Source organism: Amycolatopsis sp. NPDC048633, assembly GCF_040650695.1.
Taxonomy (GTDB): Bacteria; Actinomycetota; Actinomycetes; order Mycobacteriales; family Pseudonocardiaceae; genus Amycolatopsis.
On the sequence record NZ_JBEZHS010000007.1, the window covers coordinates 229197 to 252243 of the forward strand.

The 23047-nt window shown below is 71.6% G+C and carries 22 protein-coding genes; 3 read left to right on the forward strand and 19 right to left on the reverse strand.

Annotated features, from left to right (window positions below; translation table 11 throughout):
* Positions 1–12 precede the first annotated feature (12 nt).
* Positions 13–1350, forward strand: coding sequence for a hypothetical protein (locus AB0C38_RS16665; protein ID WP_360673276.1), 1338 nt, complete (start codon positions 13–15; stop codon positions 1348–1350).
* 276 nt (positions 1351–1626) lie between these two features.
* Here the strand turns inward: AB0C38_RS16665 and AB0C38_RS16670 are convergent, their stop codons facing one another.
* The 15 genes from AB0C38_RS16670 to pyrR all read right to left on the reverse strand — a co-directional run bounded on the left by AB0C38_RS16670 (position 1627) and on the right by pyrR (position 17598).
* Entirely contained in the window at positions 1627–2508 is an 882-nt protein-coding gene (locus AB0C38_RS16670) for an IS3 family transposase (RefSeq protein WP_360673279.1), read from the reverse strand.
* On the reverse strand, positions 2505–2795 hold the full coding sequence (locus AB0C38_RS16675) for a transposase (protein WP_360673281.1): 291 nt from the start codon (positions 2793–2795) through the stop codon (positions 2505–2507). The genes AB0C38_RS16670 and AB0C38_RS16675 overlap by 4 nt, the downstream gene beginning before the upstream one ends.
* Before the next feature lie 132 nt (positions 2796–2927).
* Entirely contained in the window at positions 2928–5036 is a 2109-nt protein-coding gene (locus tag AB0C38_RS16680) for a primosomal protein N' (protein ID WP_360673284.1), read from the reverse strand.
* Between the two features lie 108 nt (positions 5037–5144).
* On the reverse strand, positions 5145–6347 hold the full coding sequence (gene metK / locus AB0C38_RS16685) for a methionine adenosyltransferase (RefSeq protein ID WP_360673426.1): 1203 nt from the start codon (positions 6345–6347) through the stop codon (positions 5145–5147).
* Between the two features lie 93 nt (positions 6348–6440).
* Positions 6441–7661 carry a bifunctional phosphopantothenoylcysteine decarboxylase/phosphopantothenate--cysteine ligase CoaBC gene (gene coaBC / locus AB0C38_RS16690; protein ID WP_360673287.1) on the reverse strand — a complete coding sequence of 407 codons (1221 nt, stop codon included), beginning with the start codon at positions 7659–7661 and terminating at the stop codon, positions 6441–6443.
* Positions 7654–7923 carry a DNA-directed RNA polymerase subunit omega gene (rpoZ, locus tag AB0C38_RS16695; RefSeq protein ID WP_005152353.1) on the reverse strand — a complete coding sequence of 90 codons (270 nt, stop codon included), beginning with the start codon at positions 7921–7923 and terminating at the stop codon, positions 7654–7656. Before rpoZ ends, coaBC begins: the two co-directional genes overlap by 8 nt.
* On the reverse strand, positions 7920–8588 hold the full coding sequence (gene gmk, locus AB0C38_RS16700; RefSeq protein WP_360673290.1) for a guanylate kinase: 669 nt from the start codon (positions 8586–8588) through the stop codon (positions 7920–7922). The genes rpoZ and gmk overlap by 4 nt, the downstream gene beginning before the upstream one ends.
* Complete coding sequence (mihF, locus tag AB0C38_RS16705; RefSeq protein ID WP_013224622.1) at positions 8585–8902, reverse strand: integration host factor, actinobacterial type; 318 nt, start codon at positions 8900–8902, stop codon at positions 8585–8587. Before mihF ends, gmk begins: the two co-directional genes overlap by 4 nt.
* 107 nt (positions 8903–9009) lie before the next feature.
* A complete protein-coding gene (gene pyrF / locus AB0C38_RS16710) occupies positions 9010–9858 on the reverse strand; it encodes an orotidine-5'-phosphate decarboxylase (protein ID WP_360673292.1) in 849 nt (282 codons plus the stop codon).
* Complete coding sequence (gene carB / locus AB0C38_RS16715; RefSeq protein WP_360673296.1) at positions 9855–13169, reverse strand: carbamoyl-phosphate synthase large subunit; 3315 nt, start codon at positions 13167–13169, stop codon at positions 9855–9857. The genes pyrF and carB overlap by 4 nt, the downstream gene beginning before the upstream one ends.
* Positions 13169–14290 carry a glutamine-hydrolyzing carbamoyl-phosphate synthase small subunit gene (gene carA / locus AB0C38_RS16720; protein WP_360673299.1) on the reverse strand — a complete coding sequence of 374 codons (1122 nt, stop codon included), beginning with the start codon at positions 14288–14290 and terminating at the stop codon, positions 13169–13171. The genes carB and carA overlap by 1 nt, the downstream gene beginning before the upstream one ends.
* On the reverse strand, positions 14287–14781 hold the full coding sequence (locus AB0C38_RS16725; protein ID WP_360673302.1) for a transporter: 495 nt from the start codon (positions 14779–14781) through the stop codon (positions 14287–14289). The genes carA and AB0C38_RS16725 overlap by 4 nt, the downstream gene beginning before the upstream one ends.
* Complete coding sequence (locus AB0C38_RS16730; RefSeq protein WP_360673304.1) at positions 14781–16067, reverse strand: dihydroorotase; 1287 nt, start codon at positions 16065–16067, stop codon at positions 14781–14783. The genes AB0C38_RS16725 and AB0C38_RS16730 overlap by 1 nt, the downstream gene beginning before the upstream one ends.
* Positions 16064–16996: an aspartate carbamoyltransferase catalytic subunit gene (locus AB0C38_RS16735; RefSeq protein ID WP_072480298.1), complete on the reverse strand. Its 933-nt coding sequence runs from the start codon at positions 16994–16996 to the stop codon at positions 16064–16066. Before AB0C38_RS16735 ends, AB0C38_RS16730 begins: the two co-directional genes overlap by 4 nt.
* Positions 16993–17598 carry a bifunctional pyr operon transcriptional regulator/uracil phosphoribosyltransferase PyrR gene (gene pyrR / locus AB0C38_RS16740; RefSeq protein ID WP_360673307.1) on the reverse strand — a complete coding sequence of 202 codons (606 nt, stop codon included), beginning with the start codon at positions 17596–17598 and terminating at the stop codon, positions 16993–16995. Before pyrR ends, AB0C38_RS16735 begins: the two co-directional genes overlap by 4 nt.
* Before the next feature lie 248 nt (positions 17599–17846).
* On the opposite strand from pyrR, the gene AB0C38_RS16745 reads away from it, so the two are divergent.
* Positions 17847–18335, forward strand: a complete 489-nt coding sequence (locus tag AB0C38_RS16745; protein ID WP_003096372.1) for a helix-turn-helix domain-containing protein — start codon at positions 17847–17849, stop codon at positions 18333–18335.
* An 87-nt stretch (positions 18336–18422) separates the two neighbouring features.
* On the opposite strand, the gene nusB is transcribed toward AB0C38_RS16745, so the two are convergent.
* From nusB to AB0C38_RS16760, 3 genes are read right to left on the reverse strand one after another with little or no spacing between them, the layout of a single operon-like run.
* Positions 18423–18878 carry a transcription antitermination factor NusB gene (gene nusB, locus AB0C38_RS16750; RefSeq protein WP_360673310.1) on the reverse strand — a complete coding sequence of 152 codons (456 nt, stop codon included), beginning with the start codon at positions 18876–18878 and terminating at the stop codon, positions 18423–18425.
* A complete protein-coding gene (gene efp / locus AB0C38_RS16755) occupies positions 18878–19441 on the reverse strand; it encodes an elongation factor P (RefSeq protein WP_360673313.1) in 564 nt (187 codons plus the stop codon). The genes nusB and efp overlap by 1 nt, the downstream gene beginning before the upstream one ends.
* A 43-nt stretch (positions 19442–19484) precedes the next feature.
* Complete coding sequence (locus tag AB0C38_RS16760) at positions 19485–20573, reverse strand: Xaa-Pro peptidase family protein (RefSeq protein ID WP_360673317.1); 1089 nt, start codon at positions 20571–20573, stop codon at positions 19485–19487.
* 90 nt (positions 20574–20663) lie between these two features.
* Between AB0C38_RS16760 and AB0C38_RS16765 the strand changes: the two genes are divergently transcribed.
* The gene (locus tag AB0C38_RS16765; RefSeq protein ID WP_360673320.1) at positions 20664–21248 is read left to right on the forward strand and encodes a B-4DMT family transporter; all 585 of its coding nucleotides are present in this window, start codon (positions 20664–20666) and stop codon (positions 21246–21248) included.
* A gap of 16 nt (positions 21249–21264) precedes the next feature.
* On the opposite strand, the gene AB0C38_RS16770 is transcribed toward AB0C38_RS16765, so the two are convergent.
* Positions 21265–22746 (reverse strand): beta-xylosidase, encoded by a 1482-nt coding sequence (locus AB0C38_RS16770; RefSeq protein ID WP_360673323.1) that lies wholly within the window; start codon positions 22744–22746, stop codon positions 21265–21267.
* Positions 22747–23047 lie beyond the last annotated feature (301 nt).

Consider the following 23047-nt stretch of genomic DNA (forward strand, 5'->3'; position numbering starts at 1 on the left):
GGAGGGAAATCCGTGCGCCTGACCGCCCTGCTCCCCCTGCTCGCCGCCGTCCCGCTCTTCGCGCTCCCCGTTCCCGCGGCGGCCGCGGGCGGCTGCTTCGACCCGGCCGCGCCGCTGACCGTCGAGGAACAGCGCCTGACCGCTTCCCTGCCGGCGGGTGGTCCCGCCGTCGGGCCCGAGCTCGTGCGGCTGGCGGGGCTCGATCCGCTCGTCGCCGAGGTGAAGCACGACCTCTGCGCGGCACGCACCCCGCGCCGGGCCGAGCGCGTCGTCACGCGGGCCGGCGACCGGCTGTGGCGGACGGCCGTCGACCGCGCGCAGGGCCGGCGTCCGGACCTCGGCACGCTCGACCGGTTCGACGACCGGCCTCTGTACTGGGCGCGGCTGCAGCTCAGCAGCGCGATTCGCCAGTGGATGCCGGCTTCCGCGTCGCAACGGACTTCGCTGCTGACGGCGTTCGACCGCGGCTCGCGCGGCCTCGACGACGTCCGGTTCCCGCTCGGCAAGACGCGGCGGGTGCTGGTGAGCGGCTTCGACCCGTTCCAGCTGGACGGCCCGGGGATCACCATTTCGAACCCGGCCGGGGCGTCGGCGCTGCAGCTGGACGGGCGCGTCCTGGACACGCCGTCCGGCCCGGCCGTGGCGCAGGCGGTGAGTTTCCCGGTCGTGTGGGGGTACTTCGACCAGGGCATCGTCGAAGCGGCGTACGGCACGGCGTTGCGCGACCGCGCGCGGCGGCCGGACGTGGTGCTGACGATCAGCCAGGGCCGTCCCGGCCGTTTCGACGTCGAACGCTGGGCCGGCGCCTGGCGCGGTGGCTTCCCGGACAACAACAACGCGTCCGTGACGGGCGGGGTCCCGCCGGCCGCGGGCTGGCCGCAGCCGGACGTCCAGTTCATCGAGACGACGCTGCCGTACGCGCGGATGCTCGAGGTGCCGGGCGCCTACCCGGTCAACTTCAACCAGGCGTTCTGCGTGTGGCCGGATTCGGCGCACCCGGGCGCGGGCACCCCGGTGTGCCGCTCGGACGCCCCGGCGCCGGGCGAGATCGCGGCATCCGGCGGCGGCGGGAACTACCTGTCCAACGAGTCGATGTTCCGCGCGAACCGGGTCCGGCTCGGTCTGGGCTTGTCGTCGGTGGCGGGCGGCCACCTGCACACGCCGGTGCTGGGCCAGCCGACGGGGTTGACGGACGCGGCTTTCGAGGCCCGCCGCCAAGCGATCGCGACCCAGGTGATCGCGTTGACGTCCGCCGCGGCCGGCGGCCCGGGTCCGGCGGTTGCCTTGCGGGAAACGGAATCCCCGCGGCCGGCGGTGAACTCCCTGCCGGGCACGGTCCTCCCCGGCTGACCCCGTGTCGTCCCCCCGATCACGAGAGTCGACCCCGAATCACGAGTGATACCCCTCCAATCACACGTGATGCCCCGGAGAACACACGAGTTCGCGTCCCGAACACGCGAGTTACGCCTGCGATCACGTGAGTTCCGTCTTCCGTCACGCGAGTTCCGGGTTCCAGCACGCGGGTGCGGTGTTCCCTACGCAGAACAACCGTGCGGCAAAGGGAATCAGCCGTGTTCAGAGGGTCGACACTCGTGTGGAGTTGCCCCGGTGAGGCGGACACGGGGTTTAGGCAGCTGGGGCCTGAACGTAGCTGATTCGGGCTTCGGCTGGGGGATTCTGGCCGACGGTGGAATGCAGCCGCTTGTGGTTGTAGTAGCGCAGATAGCCGAACACGTCCTGGCGAGCTTGGGCCCGGGTCCGCCAGATCGTGGCGCCGATCTCGGTTTTCAACGTGGCGAAGAAGGCTTCGGCGACGGCGTTGTCGTAGCAGGACCCGACCCGCCCGACCAACGGGCGGATGTCGTGTTCGGCGAGAGCGGCCCGGAACCGGCCGGAGGTGTATTGCACCCCGCGGTCGGAGTGAAACACCGCATTGTCGCTGATTAGGCCGCGGGCAGTGGCCAGGTCGACGGCGTCGCAGACCAAATCGGTGCGCATGTGCTCGGCCATGGCGTGCCCGACGACCTCGCGGGTGTGCAGGTCGATGACGGTGGCCAGATAGAGCCAGCCTTCGAAGGTGGGCAGGCAGGTGATGTCCCCGACGAACCGCTGCCCTGGTTTCTCGGCGGTGAAGTCGCGGCGGATCAGATCACCGACCGGCGTGACCGGGCCGGCCGCAGGCCGGGTCAAAGCTCGGCGTTTGCGGCGGGTGATCCCGGCCAGACCATGCTCGCGCATCAGCCGCTCGACCCGCTTGTGGTTGATCATCAGTCCGCGGCGGTGCAGCTCGGCGGTCACCCGCGGCACCCCGTAAGCGCCCCGATGCTCGGCATGGATCGAGGTGATCAGGGTGAGCAGTTCTTGCTCGGCCTCGGCCCGCGCCGCCCGGGCCGTCTCGGCGGCGACCCATTCGTGGAAGCCCTGCCGCCGCAGCCCGAGGACCTGGCACAACCGCTTCACCCCGAACTCGGGGCGGTGTTCGGAGATGAACCGGTAGCGGTAGATCATCGATCCATCTCGCGCGCAAAATAGGCGGCCGCTTTGCGCAGGATCTCCTTCTCTTTCTGCAGCTCAGCGACCTGTTTCCGCAGCCGCGTCACCTCGTCGGTGACGGCGGGATCCTCTACTGGCGGCCCGGCCTCGGTGGCCTGCTTGGCGGTGTTGACCCACGAGCGCAGGGTCTCGTGGTCGACCCCGAGTTCGCGGGCGATCTGCCGCAACGGCCGGTCGCTGGAGTTGACCAGCTCGATCGCGTCCCGTCGGAACTGCTCCGGATATTTCGACCTGCGCGACATCAGGACATCCTCCCTCCAGACCACTGTCTGGAATCAAGGTGTCCGGCCCCACGGGGCAACTCCATGTGATTGAGCGGGCATCACTCGTGATTGGGGGGTCGACACGCGTGATTGGGGGGTCGACACGGTCGGCTAGATGAGGTCCAGGGGATCGAGCTGGATGCGGATCGGTTCCGTCGCCTTCTTGGCATCCCGCCGGGCCGCCGCCGCGTGGATCGAGGCCGACAGGGCCTTGCCCTCCGCGCGGGACACCCGGACCAAAGCCCGTTCCCGCGAGGCGTTCCCCTCTTCGTCGATCTCGCCCAGCGGAACCGGGCCCAGGACCTCACCCGACGAAGGCAACGGCAAGTCCGAGAGGAACCCGGCCACCGCGTCCGGACTTCCCTCCACGCTCGCCATCCGCATGGCCGGCGGGAAGCCCAGCTCCTGGCGTGCGGCGAGCTCCTGCCCCGCGTGCCACGCCGGGTCCCAGCGGACGAGGGCCTGGACCACCGCCATGCCCGCCTCCGCCCCGACGATGACCCGCCCACCCGAAGACGAAGGGCGCACCAGGGCCGCCGCCGCCATCCAGCGGCGCAGCGTCTCCTCCCCCGCCCGCAGGTCCTGGCGCCCCAGCAACGCCCAGCCGTCCAGCAGCAGCGCCGCGCCGTAGCCGCCTTCCGCCACCGGCTCCGCGCCCGGGGTGCACACCACCAGCGCCGGCTTGCCCGGCACCGAGGCCAGCACCTCCGCCGCCCCCGAGGTGCGGACCGGGATGCCCGGGAACGCGCGGCCCAGCTCCTCCGCCGTCCGCTTCGCGCCGACGATCACCGCGCGCAGGCGGACCGAGCCGCACGCCGTGCAGCGGAACGCCGTCTCCGGGACGCCGCACCAGCGGCACGCGGGCGGCTTCGGCTGCCCGTCCACCGAGCCGCCGGGCAGGGCCAGCGGCCCCGCGCAACGGCGGCAGTGCGCAGGCGTGCGGCAGTTGCCGCAGGCCAGGCCCGGCACATACCCGCGCCGCGGCACCTGGATCAGCGTCGGGTGCCCCGCCGCGAACGCTTGCCTGGCGGCTTCGAACGCCACCGCCGGCAACCGGGCGACGCGGGCGGCCTCGTCGCGGGCGACGTCGAAGTCCTCGCCGACCGGCGTGACGCGCGGGGCCGCGGACCGCAGCACCGTGCGGTCGGCCAGGACCGGCGCGGCCCAGCCCGACTCGACCAGCAGCTGCGCCTCGGCCGTCCGGGCGAACCCGCCGACCAGCAGCGACGCCTTCGCCGCGTGCGCGCGGTCCATCAGCACGTCCCGGACGTGCGGGTAGGGCGCGTGCTGGTCGAGGTGCAGGTCGTCGCCGTCGTCCCAGACGACGAACAGCCCGGGGTCGTGGACCGGCGCGAACATCGCCGCCCGCGTCCCGACCACCACCCGCACCGCGCCGCGCAGCACCGCCAGCCAGCGCCGGTACCGCTCGGCGGGCCCGAGCCCGGCGATCAGCGCCACCACGGCGTCCTCGCCCACCAGCTCGGCGCACGCCTCGTGCACCCGGTTCAGGTCGCGGTGGTCCGGCACCACCAGGACCGCGCCCCGCCCCGCGGCCGCCACGGCACCGGCGGCCTCGGCGAGCCGGCGCGGCCAGTCTTCGCCCGGCAGGGCCTGCCAGACGGCGTTCGCGGGCTTGCCCTCGGTCAGCGCCTCCAGGAACGCCGGGCCACGCTGGTAGCGCGCCCAAGCCTCGGTGTCCGGAGAGGAAGGGGCCGCCGCGGGCGGCACGGGCGGCTCGCCCTCGACCTTCGCGTGGCGTGGCGGGATCGCGAGCCGCAGGACGTCCGACAGCGTGCCGCCGTAGCGGTCGGCGACCGCGCGGCACAGCGTGTGCAACGACGGCGGCAGCACCGGCTCGGCCGACGTCACGCGGTCGAGGAACGCCAGCTTGCTGCCGTAGTCACTGGTTTCGCCGCGCTCGATCAGGTAGCCGTCGACGAGCTGCCCGGCGAACCGGACGCGCACCCGGCACCCGGGCACGGCGGTCTCGTGCAGCTTCTCCGGCACGAGGTAGTCGAAGGTCCGGTCGAGGTGGGCCAGCGGGATGTCGACGACGATCCGCGCGACCGGCCGCTCGGGTGCGGGCTGCTGGGCGCCCTTCGCCTTCTGCCCCGGCTTCGGCGCCTTCGACTTCCGGGCACGCGACGGCGCCGCCTTCGGCACGGCGGGCGGCGGCTCCTCGGGAAGGTCCCAGAGGGCGGCGGGCTCGGAACTGCTCACGCCGTGATCTCTACCAGACCCCTCCGACACCCCGGACGCCAGAATGCCGTGAAGGGCACCTTCAGGGCTTATATGTCCCTGAAGGTGCCCTTCACGGCGAACAGATGATCAGGCGCCGGCCGCGTTCTTCAGCGCCTCGGCACGGGCCGTGCTCTCCCAGGGGAGGTCCAGCTCGGGCCGGCCGAAGTGGCCGTACGCCGCCGTCGGCGCGTAGATCGGGCGCAGCAGGTCGAGGTCGCGGATGATCGCGGCGGGCCGGAGGTCGAAGACCTCGGTGATGGCCTGCTGGATCTTCGACGGGTCGACCGTCTCGGTCCCGAACGTCTCGACGAACAGGCCCACCGGGGCCGCCTTGCCGATCGCGTAGGCGACCTGCACCTCGGTCCGCGTGGCCAGCCCGGCCGCGACGACGTTCTTGGCGACCCAGCGCATCGCGTACGCGGCGGAGCGGTCGACCTTGGACGGGTCCTTGCCGGAGAACGCGCCGCCACCGTGGCGGGCCATGCCGCCGTAGGTGTCGACGATGATCTTGCGCCCGGTCAGGCCGGCGTCACCCATCGGGCCGCCGATGACGAAGCGGCCGGTCGGGTTGACCAGCAGCCGCGCGCCGGTGGTGTCGATGCCCAGGCCCTCGAGCTCGGGGCCGACGACGTGCTCCTTGACGTCGACGCTGAGCATCCGGTCCAGGTCGATGCCGTCGGCGTGCTGCGAGGACACGACGACCGTGTCGAGGCGCACCGGCTGGTCGCCGGCGTACTCGATGGTCACCTGGGTCTTGCCGTCCGGGCGCAGGTACGGCAGCACGCCGTCCTTGCGGACCGCGGTCAGCCGCTTCGACAGCCGGTGCGCCAGCGCGATCGGCAGCGGCATCAGCTCGGGGGTGTCCGAGCAGGCGTAGCCGAACATCAGGCCCTGGTCGCCGGCGCCCTGGCGGTTGATCTCGTCCTCGTCGGACTCGACGCGGGACTCGTAAGCGGTGTCGACACCCTGCGCGATGTCGGCCGACTGCGACCCGATCGCGACGTTGACGCCGCACGAGTTGCCGTCGAAGCCCTTGGCGGAGGAGTCGTAGCCGATCCGCAGGATGACGTCGCGGACGATCGTCGGGATGTCGGCGTAGGCCTCGGTCGTCACCTCGCCGGCGACGTGCACCTGGCCGGTGGTGATCAGGGTCTCGACCGCGACGCGGCTACGAGGATCCTTCGACAGCAGGCCGTCGAGGATCGAGTCGCTGATGGCGTCGCAAATCTTGTCGGGGTGCCCTTCGGTCACCGACTCCGAGGTGAACAATCTGCTGGTAGACGCGGTCACGGTGGCCGTCACTTCCTCACCTTGTCGTCGGATGCCCCGTAACTTAGGCACCCCTTACCTGTGCAAGCGTACTGACTATCGCTCGGGGGACGGTCAACGCTTCATGAAGCTCACCACAGCGTCCCACAGGGTGGACGCAAGCTCGGCTTTCGCGCCGAGGGGTATGGGGATTTCCGTACCGTCGGAGCCGAGCAACCAGCCCGAATTGTCCTCTGTGCCGAACGCCTTGCCGTCGCCGACCGCGTTGACGACCAGCAGGTCGGCGCCCTTGCGCTTGAGCTTCACGCGGGCGTGGTCGAGGACGTCGCCGTGCTCGTCGCCGGTCTCCGCGGCGAATCCCACGACGACCTGGCCCGGCCGCCGGGCGCGCACCAGTTCGGCGAGGATGTCCGCATTGCGGTCGAGTGTGATCACCGGGTCCGGCTGGTCGTCGGACTTCTTGATCTTGTGGTCGGCCCGGTTCGCCGGCCGGAAGTCGGCGACGGCGGCGGCCATCACGACGACGTCGGCGGTCTCGGCCGCGGCGTGCACCGCCTGCCGCAGCTCCTCCGCCGTCGAGACGTGCGAGACGGTCGCGCCCGCCGGGTCCGGCAGGGCGACGGTGTGCGCGGTGACCAGGGTGACCTCGGCGCCGCGCTGGGCGGCGACGCGGGCCAGCGCGTAGCCCTGCTTGCCGGACGAGCGGTTGCCCAGGTAGCGGACCGGGTCCAGCGGTTCGCGCGTGCCGCCCGCGGACACGACGACGCGGATGCCTTCGAGGTCGCGGGGCAGGGCGCCGGGCTTGGCCAGCAGGAGCCGGGCGAGGTCGACGATCTCGGCGGGGTTCGCGAGGCGGCCCTTGCCGGTGTCGACGCCGGTCAACCGGCCCGAATCCGGTTCGGTGACGATCACGCCGCGTGAGCGCAGCAGCGCCACGTTGGCGCGGGTCGCCGGGTGCTCCCACATCTCCGTGTGCATCGCCGGGAAGAAGGCGACCGGGCACCGGGCGGTGAGCAGGGTGTTCGTCAGCAGGTCGTCGGCCAGGCCGTGGGCGGCCTTGGCGAGGAGGTTCGCGGTCGCCGGGACGACCACGACGAGGTCGGCCTCCTTGCCGACGCGGACGTGCTGCACTTCGGGCACCTCGGTGAACACGCCGGTGTGCACCGGGTGCCCGGAAAGTGCTTCGAAGGTGGCCGCGCCGACGAAGTTCAGCGCGGCTTCGGTGGGTACCACGCGGACGTCGTGACCGGACTCGGTCAGACCCCGCAGGACCTCACAGGCCTTGTAGGCGGCGATGCCGCCGCCCACGCCCAGGACGACCTTGGGTTTACTCACCCTCGGTGTGCTCGAGCAGGCCACCGTGGATCTCGCGCAGCGCGATCGAGAGCGGCTTCTCGCGCGGGCCCGGCTCGACGAGCGGGCCGACGTACTCGAGCAGGCCCTCGCCCAGCTGGGCGTAGTAGTCGTTGATCTGGCGGGCACGCTTGGCCGAGTAGATCACCAGCGCGTACTTCGAGCTGACCTTCTCGAGCAGGTCGTCGATCGGCGGGTTGGTGATGCCCTCGAGCTCTTCGTGCAGCGTCGCCTGAGTCGTCACTCTTGGTGCTCCGAATCTGTGGGACTACCGGCGGCAAACTGCTCGCCGGTAATCAAGTTTAGCAAGTGCTCAGCGGCGTCCCGCACGTCGGCGTTGACGACGCGGTGGTCGAACTCCCCGGCGGCGGCCAGCTCACGCTCCGCTTCCGCCAGCCGGGCCTGCACGGCGGCCTCGTTTTCGGTGCCGCGCCCGGTGAGCCGGCCGACCAGTTCCTCCCAGGACGGCGGCATCAGCATCACCAGCCGGGCCTCCGGCATGGCCGCGCGGACCTGGCGGGCGCCCTGCAGTTCGATCTCCAGGACGGCCGGGCGGCCCTCGGCGAGCGCCTTCTCGACCGGTTCGCGCGGGGTGCCGTAGCGGTTGCCGGTGAACTCGGCCCACTCCAGGAGCCGGCCGTCGACGACCATCGCGTCGAACTCGGCGCGGTCGACGAAGTGGTAGTGCGCGCCCTCGATCTCGCCGGGACGCGGCTTGCGCGTCGTGACCGAGACGCTGAAGTAGATGTCGGGCTCCAGCTTCCGCAGTTCGCCCACCACACTCGACTTCCCGACTCCGGACGGCCCCGATACGACGGTGAGCCGGTGCCGGGGGATGTCCCCCGCCACCGGCTCACTGCCGCGGTCGGCGTCCCGGCTCACCGGGTAGTCACGACCGACGCCGTTCACTCGCCGCTGAACTCGGCCAGCAGCGCCTTGCGCTGCCGGTCGCCGAGGCCGCGGAGACGACGGCTGGGGGCGATCTCCAGTCGTTCCATGGTCTGCTGAGCGCGGACCTTGCCGACGCCCGGAAGGGCCTCGAGCAGAGCCGAAACCTTCATCTTGCCGAGGACTTCGTTCTCCTCGGCCTGCTTCAGCACGTCGACCAGAGTGGTACCGCCCCGCTTCAGCCGCTCCTTCAGCTCAGCACGGATCTTGCGAGCAGCGGCGGCCTTCTCCAGCGCCGCAGCGCGCTGTTCCTCTGTCAGCTGGGGAAGTGCCACGTTTTCCTCCGGTAGTTCTCAAATCTGGGTGGGTGACGCGACGGTACCCACCCGTGAGCACCGGCCACAATGCGGGGGTGCCTGGTGGGACCCGGTTCCGGACCCTGCTATTGGCCGTTTTCCTGCGGGTTGGCCAGCACTTCGGCGACCCGTTCGACCGCTTGGCGCAAAGCCGGTTGCTCCGGTCCGTGACGCAAGAGGTCCCGGGACGACGCGGGAAGCACGCCGGGGATCCCCGTACCGAAAAGTGCTCGCAGATCAGCCACCGTGGCTCCCTGGGCCCCGAAACCGGGCGCCAGCACCGGACCGTTCAGCCGCGAAAGATCGAGCTCCCCCGGCGGAACCGTGGCGCCGACGACGACGCCCACATCGCCGAGCGGCCCCGCGGATGCGTTGAACGCCGCCGCGGAGTCGACGATCGCCTGCGCGACGGTCCGGCCGTCGGGCAGCTTCGCGTTCTGGACGGCGGCCGCTTCCGGGTTGGAAGTTCGCGCAAGCACGAAGATGCCGCGTCCGGCGGCCATCGCCGTTTCGGCGCATTGGGCCAAAGAGCCGAACCCGAGGTACGGCGAAACGGTGATCGCGTCGGCCGCGATCGCCGCGCCGTCGGCCACGTACGCGGCCGTGTACGCCGCCATCGTGGAGCCGATGTCGCCGCGTTTGACGTCCAGCAGCACCAGCGCGCCGGCTTCGCGCGCGGTCGCGACGACCCGTTCCAGCACCCGGATGCCCGCCGCCCCGAAACTTTCGAAGAACGCCGACTGCGGCTTCACGATCGCCGTGCGCGCCGCCAGGACCTCCGTGGCGGACAGCGCGAACCGTTCCAGGCCCGAAGCGTCCACCGGGAGCCCCCAGGCCTCGATCAGGCCCGGGTGGGGGTCGATCCCGGCGCACAGCGGGCCCCGGTCCGCGACGGCTTTCGCCAGCCGCGCCCCGAACCGCTCGGGCGCGCTCACGACTTCGCCTTCAGCGCCGCCTGCAGCTCCTGCAGGGACTTGACCCCGATGTCGCCCCGGATGAGCGCCTCGATGCCGTGCACGGCCGCCGCGGCGCCCTGCACGGTCGTCACGCACGGGATGTCGCGCGACACCGCGGCGGTGCGGATTTCGTAACCGTCGACGCGCGGACCGCTGTTGCCGTAAGGCGTGTTGATCACCATGTCGACGTCGCCGTTCAGGATGACGTCCACGATGTTCGGCTCGGCTTCGGTCGAACCCTCGTAGTGCTTGCGCACCACGGTGCACGCGACCCCGTTGCGCCGCAGCACTTCCGCGGTGCCGGACGTGGCGAGGATCTCGAAGCCGAGGTCCGCCAGGCGCTTCACCGGGAACACCATCGAGCGCTTGTCGCGGTTGGCGACCGAGACGAACACGCGCCCGGCCGTCGGCAGCGAACCGTAGGCCGCGCTCTGCGACTTGGCGAACGCCTTGCCGAAGTCGACGTCGACGCCCATCACCTCGCCGGTGGACTTCATCTCCGGGCCCAGCAGCGAGTCGACGCCGTGGCCTTCGGGGGTGCGGAAGCGGTGGAAAGGCAGCACCGCTTCCTTCACCGCGACCGGCGAGTCGGCCGGCATCTGCCCGCCGTCGCCGTCGGCCGGCAGGACACCGCTCTCGCGCAGATCCTTGATCGTCGAGCCGGTCATGATCAGCGCGGCGGCCTTGGCCAGCGGCACCGCGGTCGCCTTGGAGACGAACGGCACCGTCCGCGACGCGCGCGGGTTGGCCTCCAGGACGTACAGGACGTCGTCCTTGAGCGCGTACTGGACGTTCAGGAGCCCGCGCACGCCCACGCCGCGCGCGATCGCCTCGGTGGAGCGGCGGACGGCCTGCAGGTCGGTGTGCCCGAGCGTGATCGGCGGCAGCGCGCACGAGGAGTCGCCGGAGTGGATGCCGGCTTCCTCGATGTGCTCCATCACGCCGCCGAGGTAGAGCTCCTCGCCGTCGAACAGCGCGTCGACGTCGATCTCGATGGCGTCGTCGAGGAAGCGGTCCACCAGCACCGGGTGCTCGGGGGTGATCTCGGTGGCGCGGCCGATGTAGCCGGCCAGGGTCTCCTCGTCATAGACGATCTCCATGCCGCGCCCGCCGAGCACGTAGGACGGCCGGACGAGCACCGGGTAGCCGATCTCGTCGGCGATCCGCTTGGCGCCCTCGAACGACGTCGCCGTGCCGTAGCGCGGCGCGGGCAGCCCGGCGTCGGTGAGGACCTCGCCGAACGCGCCGCGGTCCTCGGCCAGGTGGATGGCCTCCGGCGGCGTCCCGACCACCGGGACACCGGCGTCGGCGAGCCGCTTGGCCAGGCTCAGCGGGGTCTGGCCGCCGAGCTGGACGATGACGCCGGCGACCGTGCCGGACGCCTGCTCGGCGTGCACGACCTCGAGCACGTCCTCGAAGGACAGCGGCTCGAAGTACAGCCGGTCGGACGTGTCGTAGTCGGTGGACACGGTTTCCGGGTTGCAGTTGACCATGACGGCCTCGAAGCCGGCCTCCCGCAACGCGATCGCCGCGTGCACGCAGGAGTAGTCGAACTCGATGCCCTGCCCGATCCGGTTCGGGCCCGAGCCGAGGATGAGCACCTTCGGCTTTTCCGTCTGCACGGCCACTTCGGACTGCGCCTCGGGGTCGGACTCGTAGGCCGAGTAGTGGTACGGCGTGTTCGCGGCGAACTCGGCCGCGCAGGTGTCGACGGTCTTGAACACCGGCCGGACGCCGAGGCGGTGGCGCAGCGTGCGGACGCCGTCCTCCCCCGCGAGCTCCGGGCGCAGAACCGCGACCTGGCGGTCCGACAGGCCCGTGCGCTTGGCGCGGCGCAGCAGGTCGCCGTCGAGGACCGGCGCGTCGCGGACCTCGGTGCCGACCTCGCCGATCAAGGCGATCTGGTCGATGAACCACGGGTCGATGCCGGAGGCTTCGTGCACCTGCGCGACGGTGCCGCCCAGGCGCAGCGCGCGTTCCACCTCGTACAGCCGGCCTTCGTGCGGCGTGCGCAGCGAGTCCAAAGTGGACTCCAGCGTGACGCCCTCGGGGTCGGGCAGCGTCCAGAACCCGGTCGCCTTCGTCTCGATCGAGCGCATCACCTTGCCGAGCGCCTCGGGGAAGCTGCGGCCGAACGACATCGCCTCGCCGACGCTCTTCATCGTCGTGGTCAGCGTCGGGTCGGCGCCCGGGAACTTCTCGAACGCGAACCGCGGCATCTTCACGACGACGTAGTCCAAGGTGGGCTCGAACGCCGCCGGCGTCGCCTTCGTGATGTCGTTCTGGATCTCGTCGAGCGTGTAGCCGATGGCGAGCTTCGCGGCGATCTTGGCGATCGGGAAGCCGGTCGCCTTCGACGCCAGCGCGGAACTGCGGGAGACGCGCGGGTTCATCTCGATGACGACCATCCGGCCGTCTTCCGGGTTGATCGCGAACTGGATGTTGCAGCCGCCGGTGTCCACGCCGACCGCGCGCAGCACGTCGATGCCGACGTCGCGCATCACCTGGTACTCGCGGTCGGTGAGCGTCATGGTCGGCGCCACGGTGACGGAGTCGCCGGTGTGCACGCCCATGGCGTCGATGTTTTCGATCGAGCAGACGACCACGACGTTGTCGCTCTTGTCGCGCATCAGCTCGAGCTCGTACTCCTTCCAGCCGAGCACGCTCTCCTCGATGAGCACCTCGGTGACCGGCGACTCGGTGAGCCCGGTGGAAGCCAGCCGCTCCAGGTCCTCGGGCGTGTGCGCCATGCCGGAGCCGAGCCCGCCCATGGTGAACGACGGCCGGATGACGACCGGCAGGCCCAGGTCGGCGACGGTCGCGCGGACCTCGTCCATGGTGTTGCAGACGCGGCTTCGCGGGGTCTCGGCGCCGACTTCGGCGACGATGTTCTTGAACTTCTGCCGGTCCTCGCCGCGCTGGATGGCGTCGATGTCGGCGCCGATCAGCTCGACGCCGTACTTGGCGAGCACGCCGCGCTCGTGCAGGGCGACCGCGCAGTTCAGCGCCGTCTGCCCGCCGAGGGTGGCGAGGATCGCGTCCGGCCGTTCCGCCGCGATGACCTTCTCGACGAAGTCCGGCGTCACCGGCTCGATGTAGGTCGCGTCGGCGAACTCGGGGTCGGTCATGATGGTCGCGGGGTTCGAGTTCACCAGGGACACGCGCAGGCCTTCGCTGCGCAGCACCCGGCAGGCCTGGGTACCGGAGTAGTCGAACTCCGCGGCCTGCCCGATCACGATCGGCCCGGAGCCGATCACCAGCACGTGCTGGATGTCCGTCCTCTTCGGCATCAGGCCTTCTTCTCCATGAGCGTCACGAAATCGTCGAACAGGGGCGCGGCGTCGTGCGGTCCGGCCGCCGCCTCGGGGTGGTACTGGACCGAGAACGCCGGGACGTCGAAGGCCCGCAGGCCCTCGACCGCGCCGTCGTTCGCGCAGTAGTGGCTGACCTGAGCCGCGCCGAAGGGCGACTCGAAGCGCTGCCCGGGCTCGCCTTCGAGGGCGAAGCCGTGGTTCTGCGCGGTGATCGCGACCTGCTTGGTCACGACGTCGATCACCGGGATGTTGATGCCGCGGTGGCCGTAGCGCATCTTGTACGTTCCCAGGCCCAGCGCGCGGCCGAGGACCTGGTTGCCGAAGCAGATGCCGAACAGCGGGATCTCGCGGCCCAGGACCTGCTTCGTCAGCTCGGTGGCGTGCACCGTGGTGGCCGGGTCGCCCGGGCCGTTGGAGAGGAACACGCCGTCCGGCTCGATCGCCAGCAGCTCGTCCAACGTCGACGTCGAGGGCAGGACGTGCACCTCGATGCCGCGCTGGATCAGCTGGCGCGGGGTGTTGGACTTGATGCCCAGGTCCAGCGCGACGACGCGGAAGCGAACCTCTCCGGAAGGCGAGACCACGTACGGCTTCGGCGTGGTGACCTGGCCGGCCAGGTCGGCGCCCTCCATCTTGGGGCTGGCCAGCACCTCGGCGACCATTTCGTCGACGGTGCCCAGCGCGTCGCCGGAGAACACCCCGGCGCGCATCGCGCCGAGCTCGCGCAGGTGCCGCGTCAGCGAGCGGGTGTCGACCTCGGCGATGCCGACGATCCCCTGGCGCACCAGCTCGTCGTCCAGCGTCCGCTTCGAGCGCCAGTTGGACGGCGTGCGCGCGGGGTCGCGCACCACGTAGCCGTTGACCCAGATCCTCGAGGACTCGTCGTCCTCGTCGTTCCAGCCGGTGTTGCCGATCTGCGGGGCGGTCTGCACCACGATCTGCCCGTGGTAGGACGGGTCGGTCAGCGTCTCCTGGTAGCCGGTCATGCCGGTGCAGAACACCGCCTCGCCGAGGCTCCGCCCCTGCGCGCCGTAGGCAGCGCCGCGGAACACCCGGCCGTCTTCGAGTACCAGTGCGGCCTGAGCGCGCGCGTTCACTGGGCACCTCCCTTGATCTTCAGCTGTTCAGTCCATTGTGGATAGTCGTCGAGGTCGTCGCCGCGGAAGCCGGTGTCGAGCTCGGTCTCGCCGGCACGCCAGGTGAGCACCAGCAGCGCGTCGGTGCCCATCACCTTCCCGGCGATCTTGCTGTCGCGCCGGACACCGGTGATCGCCTCGCGCGGGATCCAGAAGTCGGGCGCTCCCCCGCGTTCGACCGCGACACCGCCGCCGTGCAGCCGCAGGACCGCGCCGGTGCGCAGGCCCGCGCCGCGGGTGACGACCCGGTTCTGCCACTCCCCGGCGAACGTCGTGGCGACGTAGACGCCGGTGGACTCCAGCAGCGTCTCGCCCGCGTCTTCGGGGATGGCGGGGAACGGCGGCACCTGCACGCTCTGCGAGCGCGCCTTGCGCCGCCAGCCGACGTACATGCCCCAGAGGCAGAGCAGGAAGAAGGCGACGATCGCCAACACCAGCCAAAGGCGTTCCATCAGCAGATCTTCCCGTCCCGGGCGGTGACCCGCCCGCGCAGCAGCGTGGCGGTCACCACGCCGGGCAGCCGCATTCCCTCGTACGGGGTGTTGGCGGCGATGCTGGCGAGCTCCGCGCCCCGGACCGTCCACTCGGCGTCCGGGTCGACCAGCGTCAGGTTCGCCGGCTCGCCCACCGCGATCGGGCGGCCCTGGTCGGCGAGGTTGCCGATCTCGGCCGGGCGCTCGCTCATGACGCGGGCGACGCCGCGCCAGTCGAGCAACCCGGTGCGGACCATGGTCTCGGCCACGATGGACAGCGCCGTCTGCAGCCCGAGCATGCCCGGCCGGGCCGCGCTCCACTCGGTGTCCTTGTCCTGCACCGCGTGCGGCGCGTGGTCGGTCGCGACGCAGTCGATCACGCCTTCCGCCAGCGCGGCCCGCAGCTTCCCGGCGTCGGACTCGGTGCGCAGCGGCGGGTTCACCTTGTTGACCGGGTCGTAGGTCGCCAGGCGCTCGTCGGTGAGCAGCAGGTGATGGGGCGTGACCTCCGCCGACACCTTCGTGCCGCGGTCCTTCGCCCAGCGCAGCACGTCCGCCGTGCCCGAAGTGGAGACGTGGCAGACGTGCAGCCGCGCGTTCGCGTGCAGGGCCAGGAGGCAGTCGCGGGCCACGATGGACTCTTCCGCCGCGGCCGGCCAGCCGGTGTACCCGAGCCGGGCCGCCTGCTCGCCTTCGTGCGCCTGGGCGCCGACGGTCAGCCGCGGCTCCTCGGCGTGCTGCGCGATGACGACGTCGAGCGCGGTCGAGTACTCCAGCGCGCGGCGCATCAGCAGCGGGTCGGCGACGCAGAGGCCGTCGTCGGAGAACACCTTGACCCGCGCCTGCGACGCCGCCATCGTGCCCAGCTCGGCGAGCCGCTCGCCCTTGAGCCCGACGGTGACCGCGCCGACCGGGTGGACGTCGACCAGGCCGGCCTCCTGCCCGCGCCGCCACACGTGCTCGACGATCACGGCGTTGTCGGCGACCGGGTCGGTGTTGGCCATGGCGAACACCGCGGTGTAGCCGCCGAGCGCCGCCGCGGCCGAGCCGCTGTCGATCGTCTCGGTGTCCTCACGGCCGGGTTCACGCAGGTGGGTGTGCAGGTCGACGAAGCCGGGGAGCAGCACCTGGCCGCCCGCTTCGATGACTTCGGCGTCCTCCGGGACGTCGACGGCGCCGATCGCGGTGATCACGCCGTCCTCGACCAGGACGTCGACCGGGTCACCCTCGCCGTAGGGGCGGGCGCCCTTGATCACGGTGCTCACGCTGCGGCTCCTTCACTGGCCAAGAGGTGGTAGAGGACCGCCATCCGGACGTGGACGCCGTTGCGGACCTGTTCGGTGATGGCCGAGGCCGGGGAGTCGGCGACCGCGCTCGCGATCTCCATCCCGCGCAGCATCGGGCCGGGGTGCAGCACGACCGCGTGGTCCGGCAGCAGCTTCTGGCGCCGTTCCGAGAGGCCGTAGGCGATCGAGTACTCGCGTGCCGAGGGAAAGAACCCGCCGTGCATGCGTTCGGCCTGGACCCGCAGCATCATCACCGCGTCGACCGCGGGCAGCTCGGCGTCCAGGTCGTGGGAAACGGTCACCGGCAGGCTTTCCACGCCGTAAGGCAGCAACGTCGGCGGCGCGACGAGCACCACCTCCGCGCCGAGCGCCGAAAGCAGGTGGATGTTCGAGCGGGCGACGCGGCTGTGCAGGACGTCCCCGACGATCGCGATCCGGCGGTCCTTGAGCGAACCGAGGCGCTCCCGCAGCGTCGCCGCGTCGAGCAGCGCCTGCGTCGGGTGCTCGTGGGTGCCGTCGCCGGCGTTGACCACCGACGTGCCGGGCTCGGCCAGCCACTCCGAGAGCCGCTGGGCCGCGCCGCTGGCGGGGTGCCGGACGATCACGCAGTCGGCGCCCGCGGCGGCCAGCGTCAAGGCGGTGTCGCGCAAGGACTCCCCCTTGTTCACCGAGGAGCTGGACGCGGAGACGTTGATCACGTCGGCGCTCATCCACTTCCCGGCGATCTCGAACGACACCCGGGTGCGCGTCGAGTTCTCGTAGAACAGGGTGATCACGGTGCGGCCGCGCAACGTCGGCAGCTTCTTGACCTCGCGGCCGAGCAGCGTGTGCTTCAGCTCGTCGGCGGTGTCCAGCACCGCGGTGGCGACGGCCGGGTCCAGGCCGTCGGTGGCGAGCAGGTGCTTCAAGACTCTTCTCCCGGGGCTTCTTCTTCGGTCGCGCGGAGCAGGACCGCGTCGCGGCCGTCGATTTCGGCCAGCAGGACGGACACGCCCTCGGTGCGCGCGGTCGGGACGTTCTTGCCCACGTAGTCGGCGCGGATCGGCAGCTCACGGTGGCCGCGGTCGACCAGCACGGCCAGCTGCACCGAGCGGGGGCGGCCATGATCACGGAGGGCATCGAGCGCGGCCCGGATCGTGCGGCCGGAGAAGAGGACGTCGTCGACCAGGATCACCACCCGGTCGTCGATGCCGTCGGGGGGCAGCTGCGTCTGTTCGAGCGCGCGCGGCGGCCGGCGGCGGAGGTCGTCCCGGTAGAGGGTGACGTCGAGGGCGCCGGTCGGCGGGCGGACCCCGGAGAACTCGCCGATCTTGCCGGCCAGGCGGGCCGCGAGGGGCGTGCCGCGGGACGGGATACCGAGCAACACGGGCGGGGTAGTGTTCTCCGCACCGTTCGCGGTCTTTTCTATGACCTGATGGGCCATTCGGGCGATCGTGCGCGCGACATCGCCGGCCGTCAGGAGCTCGCGCTCCCCGGCCGAACCAGCCGCGCCACGCGGACGTGACGACACTTCGGACTCCTTCCCCGCCTCACCGGACGGGTCCTTAAAGGACGTCTGTTCCCCTGCTGGTCGGGGCTTTCGCACCGACAGTAGCAGGCACTTTGCTCAGTCTTACGGGTGGTGTGGCGTGATTCGCGGCAAGCTCCTGCTTGACCTGGTGACAACAATGCGTAACCATTACTCTGAGTATTCGACTCGAAGAGTCCCCTGGACCGGTCACCCCGACCGGGAGGGGGTGGAGAACGGAGAACGACCAGATGGGCGATTACGCCAAGGCGCTCGGGGCCAAGCTCCGCGGGATCCGCCAGCAGCAGGGCCTGTCCCTGCACGGGGTCGAGCAGAAGTCCGGTGGGCGCTGGAAGGCCGTCGTCGTCGGCTCGTACGAGCGTGGCGACCGTGCCGTCACCGTGCAGAAGCTGGCCGAGCTGGCCGACTTCTACGGCGTGCCGGTGGTCGAGCTGCTGCCCGAGGGCCGAGTCCCCTCCGGCGCCGAGCCCGCCACCAAGATCGTGATCAACCTCGAGCGCCTGCAGCAGCTGCCGGCCGAGAAGGTCGGCCCCCTGGCCCGCTACGCGGCGACGATCCAGAGCCAGCGCGGCGACTACAACGGCAAGGTGCTCTCGATCCGCACCGAGGACCTGCGGTCCCTGGCGATCATCTACGACATGACGCCGGGCGAGCTGACCGAGCAGCTCATCGACTGGGGCGTCCTCCCGCCGGAGGCGCGCCCGTCCAAGGAGGACTGATCGCCCGATGTGCTGCACCGACGAGGTGAGCGTTCCCCGGTGGGGCACCGGAGACGCTCACTGACTCGTCGGGGGGCCTGCAGTACGTCAGAGGACGGCGCGCAGGCGGTCGGCGATCGTGCCGATCCGGCCGAGCACGCCGTTGACGAACCGCGGCGAGTCGTCCGTGGACAGTTCCTTCGCCAGGCCGACGGCCTCGTCGATCGCGACGGGGTCCGGCACGTCCTCGGCCCAGAGCAGCTCGTAGACCCCGACCCGCAGCACCGCGAGGTCGACCTTCGGCATCCGCTCGACGGTCCAGCCCTGCGCGTGCTCGGCCAGCAGCTCGTCGATCTGCACGCGCCGCGCCGTGACGCCCTCGACCAGGCTGATCGTGTAGTCACCGATCGGGTCGACCTCGGTCGCGCCGACGCGGTCGGCCAGCAGCGTCACCGCATCGGCGTCGCGCTGCGAGGCCTCGTACAACATTTCCACCGCGCGACGACGCGCCTGCCGCCGGCTGATCGCGCCGCCGCGGTTGGGGTGGGGCTTCGACGTCGGCATCAGTTGGAGACGCGGCCCAGGTAACGGCCGTCGCGGGTGTCGACCTTGATCTTCTCGCCGGTGGACAGGAACAGCGGGACCTGGATCTCCGCGCCGGTCTCCAGCGTCGCCGGCTTGGTGCCCCCGGTGGAGCGGTCGCCCTGCAGGCCCGGGTCGGTGTGCTGGATGACGATCTCGACCGAGGTCGGGAGCTCGATGTAGAGCGCCTCGTTCTCGTGCACCGCGACCTGGACCTCGGTGTTCTCCAGCATGTAGTTGGCGTTGTCGCCGACGACCGCGGGCAGCACGGTGATCTGGTCGTAGGTGTCGCCGTCCATGAACACGAAGTCCTGGCCGTCCTTGTACAGGTAGGTCATGTTCCGGCGGTCCACCGTGGCCGTCTCGACCTTCGTGCCCGCGTTGAACGTCTTGTCGACCACCTTGCCGGTGAGCACGTGCTTGAGCGTCGTGCGCACGAACGCACCGCCCTTGCCCGGCTTGACGTGCTGGAACGCGGTGACGGTCCACAGCTGGCCCTCGAGGTTGAGGACGAGCCCGTTCTTCAGGTCGTTGGTCGTGGCCACGAGCTTGCAGTCTCCTGTGTCGATCTCGGGTTCGGGGCCGCTGTCAGACGACCACGAGGTTCTTGGTGCTCAGGGTGAGGAGCTCGGGCTCCCCGGCCCGCACGACGAGCGTGTCCTCGATGCGCACGCCACCGCGCCCCGCGAGGTAGACGCCGGGCTCGACGGTGACCGCCATACCGGCGGACAGTGTACCGACGCCCGTCGCGGCGAAGCTGGGCGCCTCGTGGATCTGCAGGCCGACGCCGTGGCCGAGACCGTGCGCGAAGTGCTCGCCGTGCCCCGCGGCGGTGATCACCTTCCGCGCCGCGGCGTCCACATCGGACACCTCGGTGCCGGGCACGACGGCATCGACCCCGGCCGCCTGGGCGGTGTGCACGAGGTCGTACACCTCCCGCTGCCAGTCCGCGGGGGCGCCGAGGACGAAGGTGCGGGTCATGTCGGAGTGGTAGCCGTCGACGGTCGCGCCGAAGTCCAGCTTGACGAAGTCGCCGCGCTTCAGCTCCGCGTGCGTGGGCCGGTGGTGCGGGATGGCCGAGTGCGCGCCGGCGGCGACGATGGAGGCGAAGCTGGGCTCGGCCGAGCCGTGCTCCAGCATCCGGTTCTCCAGGTCGCGGGCGACTTCCAGCTCGGTCCGCCCGGGCCGCAGGCCGCCGCCGGCGACCAGGTCGTCGAGTGCCCGGTCGGCGGCGGCGCACGCCTGGCGCAGCGCCTCGACCTCGGCTTCGTCCTTCACCAGCCGCAGCCGCTCGACCAGCCCCGGGGTCCGCTGCAGCTGCAGCCGCGTCTGGAGCGCTTCGTACTCCTCGACGCTGACGTGCTGGCTCTCGAAGCCGACCCGCCCGTAGGTCTTGGTGTCCTTCGCGGCTCTCGCGACGAGAGCGGCGGCGCTGGCCCGGTCGACGACCTTGTCCAGGTCGGGCACCTCGGCGGCCGACTGGGTCGTGTAGCGGCCGTCGGTGCAGAAGAGCGTCTTCCCGTCGCCCTCGGCGTGCAGCAGCACGGCGGCGTTCGAGCCGGTGAACCCGGTGAGGTAGCGGATGTTGAGCAGATCGGTGACCAGCAGCGCGTCGACACCGGCTTCGGTCAGAAGCCCGCGCAGCGCCGCCCGGCGTCGTCCATGGGTTTCAGGCACTTCCCCACCCTAGTGCGCCCCGGACCGGACGTTCGTCGCGTTCCGTCGGTGACTAAGCGACTCGCCAGTAGGCCGCCTACACTCCGCAGGATGAGTGCTTGGGTGATCCGCGGCCTCGGCATGGCGGTGCTGCACGGCGTGGCGCTGACGCTGCTGGCCAAGTACGCCGTCTACCACCCGACCGACCAGACGCTGGTGGTGTCGGTGGCCCTGGCGGTCCTGGTCGGCGCGGCGGCGCTGTGGAGCGCGCTGGACGCGTGGCGAGGCCTCCCCGACCGCGGCCGCGCGTGGTTCATCGCGGCGCTGGTGACGGGGGTCGTGTCGGGGATCCTGTACGTGATCGGGCGCGCGGTGTTCGTCGACCAGACGGGCGTGTCGGAGCTGGGCGGAGCGCTGACCGGCGGGGCCGCGTTCTCGGCGTTGCTGGTGCTGGTCCCGGCCGGGCTCGGGCTGTTCGTGGGCGGCCGGATCGGACGCTCCAAGGCGGCTGACGAGGACGAGGACGAGGACGAAGAGGTGCGTGAGGCGCCTTCGCCGCGGCCGCGGCGCCAGGATCGAGCGTCCGGCGAAGAGCTCTCACCACAGCCGCCCCACCGGGTCCGGCCGGCTGACGAGGCCCCCTCGCCGCGGCCGTCCCGCCGGATCCGGCCACACAGCGGGGAACCCCGCGCCTAGCGCGCCGTTTTCCGGCTCAGCCGACCAGCGAGGTGGCCTGCGGGGAGCCGTCCCACTGGGCGTCGGTCACCGGGTGTGCCGCCGAGCCGTTGCCCGCGATGATCCCCGCGTCCGGGACCCGCCACAGCCGGTGGTCGTCCAGGACCAGCGCGAGCCCGCGGCCCGGGGCCTGGACCGCTTCCGCGCCCGAGCGCAGCCGCGTCGCCACCGGGAGCGCCGCCACCTCGGGCGGTTCCTTCTCCAGCAGCTCGCCGGCCAGGGCCGCGGCGACCCCGCGCCGGTCGACCCGCACCCGCTGGCCGGCGCGGACCAGGTCCATCGTCCGGTCCGGCGACGGCATCGTCACGCCGTCGAACGTCGCGGCCAGCCGGCCCGCGTCCGCGCAGGCCTGGCTGCCGACCAGGTCGAGCCCGAAGTGCCGCAGGCCGGTCGGCGCGGCGGCCCCGCCGATCACGGTGGCGCGCACGACGTCGAGCGGCACCCGGTCGCACGGGAGGGCCGACGACAGCGGCGCGTGCCCGTCCGCGCGGCGCACCAGCCCCGGCCCTTCCTTCCACGGGCCCGGGATGACCACGGCCCGGTACGGATTCTCGGTGAAGTCCGCGGTCCAGAAGGTCAGCGTCGTCCCGGTGTCGGTCTCGTGGGCGATGACGAACGCGTCGAGCGCGCCCACCCACATCAGGTCGGCGCTGAACCCCTCGACCACCGAGCGGCCGCGCGGCTGGGAGGTCGTGGGCACCGGCACGAACCCGCCGACGTCGAGGGCCTGCACCCCGGACCCGAACGCGGGGTCGTGCGACCGGAGCACGAACTGCCCGGCGCCGTTCCAGGCCGCGGCGCGGCCGGTGGTGTCGGTGAACATCAGGTAGAACCAGCCGTCGAGGTAGACGGCCGAGGGCTGGCCGGCGCCGTAGACGTTGGCGCGGTGCACGTCGTGCGACGGCCCGAGGATCGGCTTCCCGCCCGCCGCGCGGGTCCAGTGCACGCCGTCCGGGCTGGTGGCGAGCCCGACGGCGTTGCCGAGCGCGTGGTCACCGGCCGCGCCGGTGTAGTAGAGGTAGTAGGTCGTGCCGACGCGCAGCACCGACGGGTCGCAGGTGTGCATGCCGTCGAACTGCCCGGGCGCGCCGGAGAAGACAGCGGCCGGGATCCCGCCCCCGGGCCCGGCGAACGGCCCGTCGATCGACTGGGCCTGGGCGTAGAGGATGTCGTCGCCGGCGGGCCCCGCGCCGCCGTACTGGCTGCACCACCACATCCGGGTCTGGCCGCGGTCGAGCATGACGGAAGGCCCGTAGTTGTAGACGGCATCCGCCCCACCGGCGGCGATCACGCCACCACTCTCCCGGGGGTCACCCGAAGCGAGCTTGACGTCCACGGGCCGCGGCGGAGAGCTGGTCTTCCCCCCGGCGATGGCGGGCTTGTCCCCCGCCGCCTGGGGCTGGGCGTAACCCTCGGTGCACCCGGCGACGAGCAGCCCGGCCAGGACACTGGCGAGCAAGGCACGAGCGGGTCGCCGACCCCCACGACGAAACGGGCGCACGGCATCGGAGTGTAGCGAGACCCACCCTGTCCGAGTGACGGCACGCCTACTCGACGGTCCCTCGATCGCGCACAAGATCGCGGGCGGGACAAGGGTTTCCGGGGAGTGCGCCGGTCAGACCCGGTGGCAGCCCGCTCGGGCGGCGGCCTCGCGGGTGGCTCGCCGCGGCCGGTTGCCGGCGAAGTCGGGATGGCGCGGCTGGGTCGCGTTGGCCGCCCGGACGTCATGAACGACTCTTTCATGTCGTCGGGCGAGGTGA

Excerpts from the sequence above, each read along its gene's own strand:
- AB0C38_RS16670 (WP_360673279.1), bottom strand. The coding sequence starts at position 2,508 with ATGATCTACCGCTACCGGTTCATCTCCGAACACCGCCCCGAGTTCGGG.
- AB0C38_RS16675 (WP_360673281.1), bottom strand. The coding sequence starts at position 2,795 with ATGTCGCGCAGGTCGAAATATCCGGAGCAGTTCCGACGGGACGCGATC.
- carB (WP_360673296.1), bottom strand. The coding sequence starts at position 13,169 with ATGCCGAAGAGGACGGACATCCAGCACGTGCTGGTGATCGGCTCCGGG.
- AB0C38_RS16725 (WP_360673302.1), bottom strand. The coding sequence starts at position 14,781 with ATGGAACGCCTTTGGCTGGTGTTGGCGATCGTCGCCTTCTTCCTGCTC.
- AB0C38_RS16745 (WP_003096372.1), top strand. The coding sequence starts at position 17,847 with ATGGGCGATTACGCCAAGGCGCTCGGGGCCAAGCTCCGCGGGATCCGC.
- nusB (WP_360673310.1), bottom strand. The coding sequence starts at position 18,878 with ATGCCGACGTCGAAGCCCCACCCCAACCGCGGCGGCGCGATCAGCCGG.
- AB0C38_RS16765 (WP_360673320.1), top strand. The coding sequence starts at position 20,664 with ATGAGTGCTTGGGTGATCCGCGGCCTCGGCATGGCGGTGCTGCACGGC.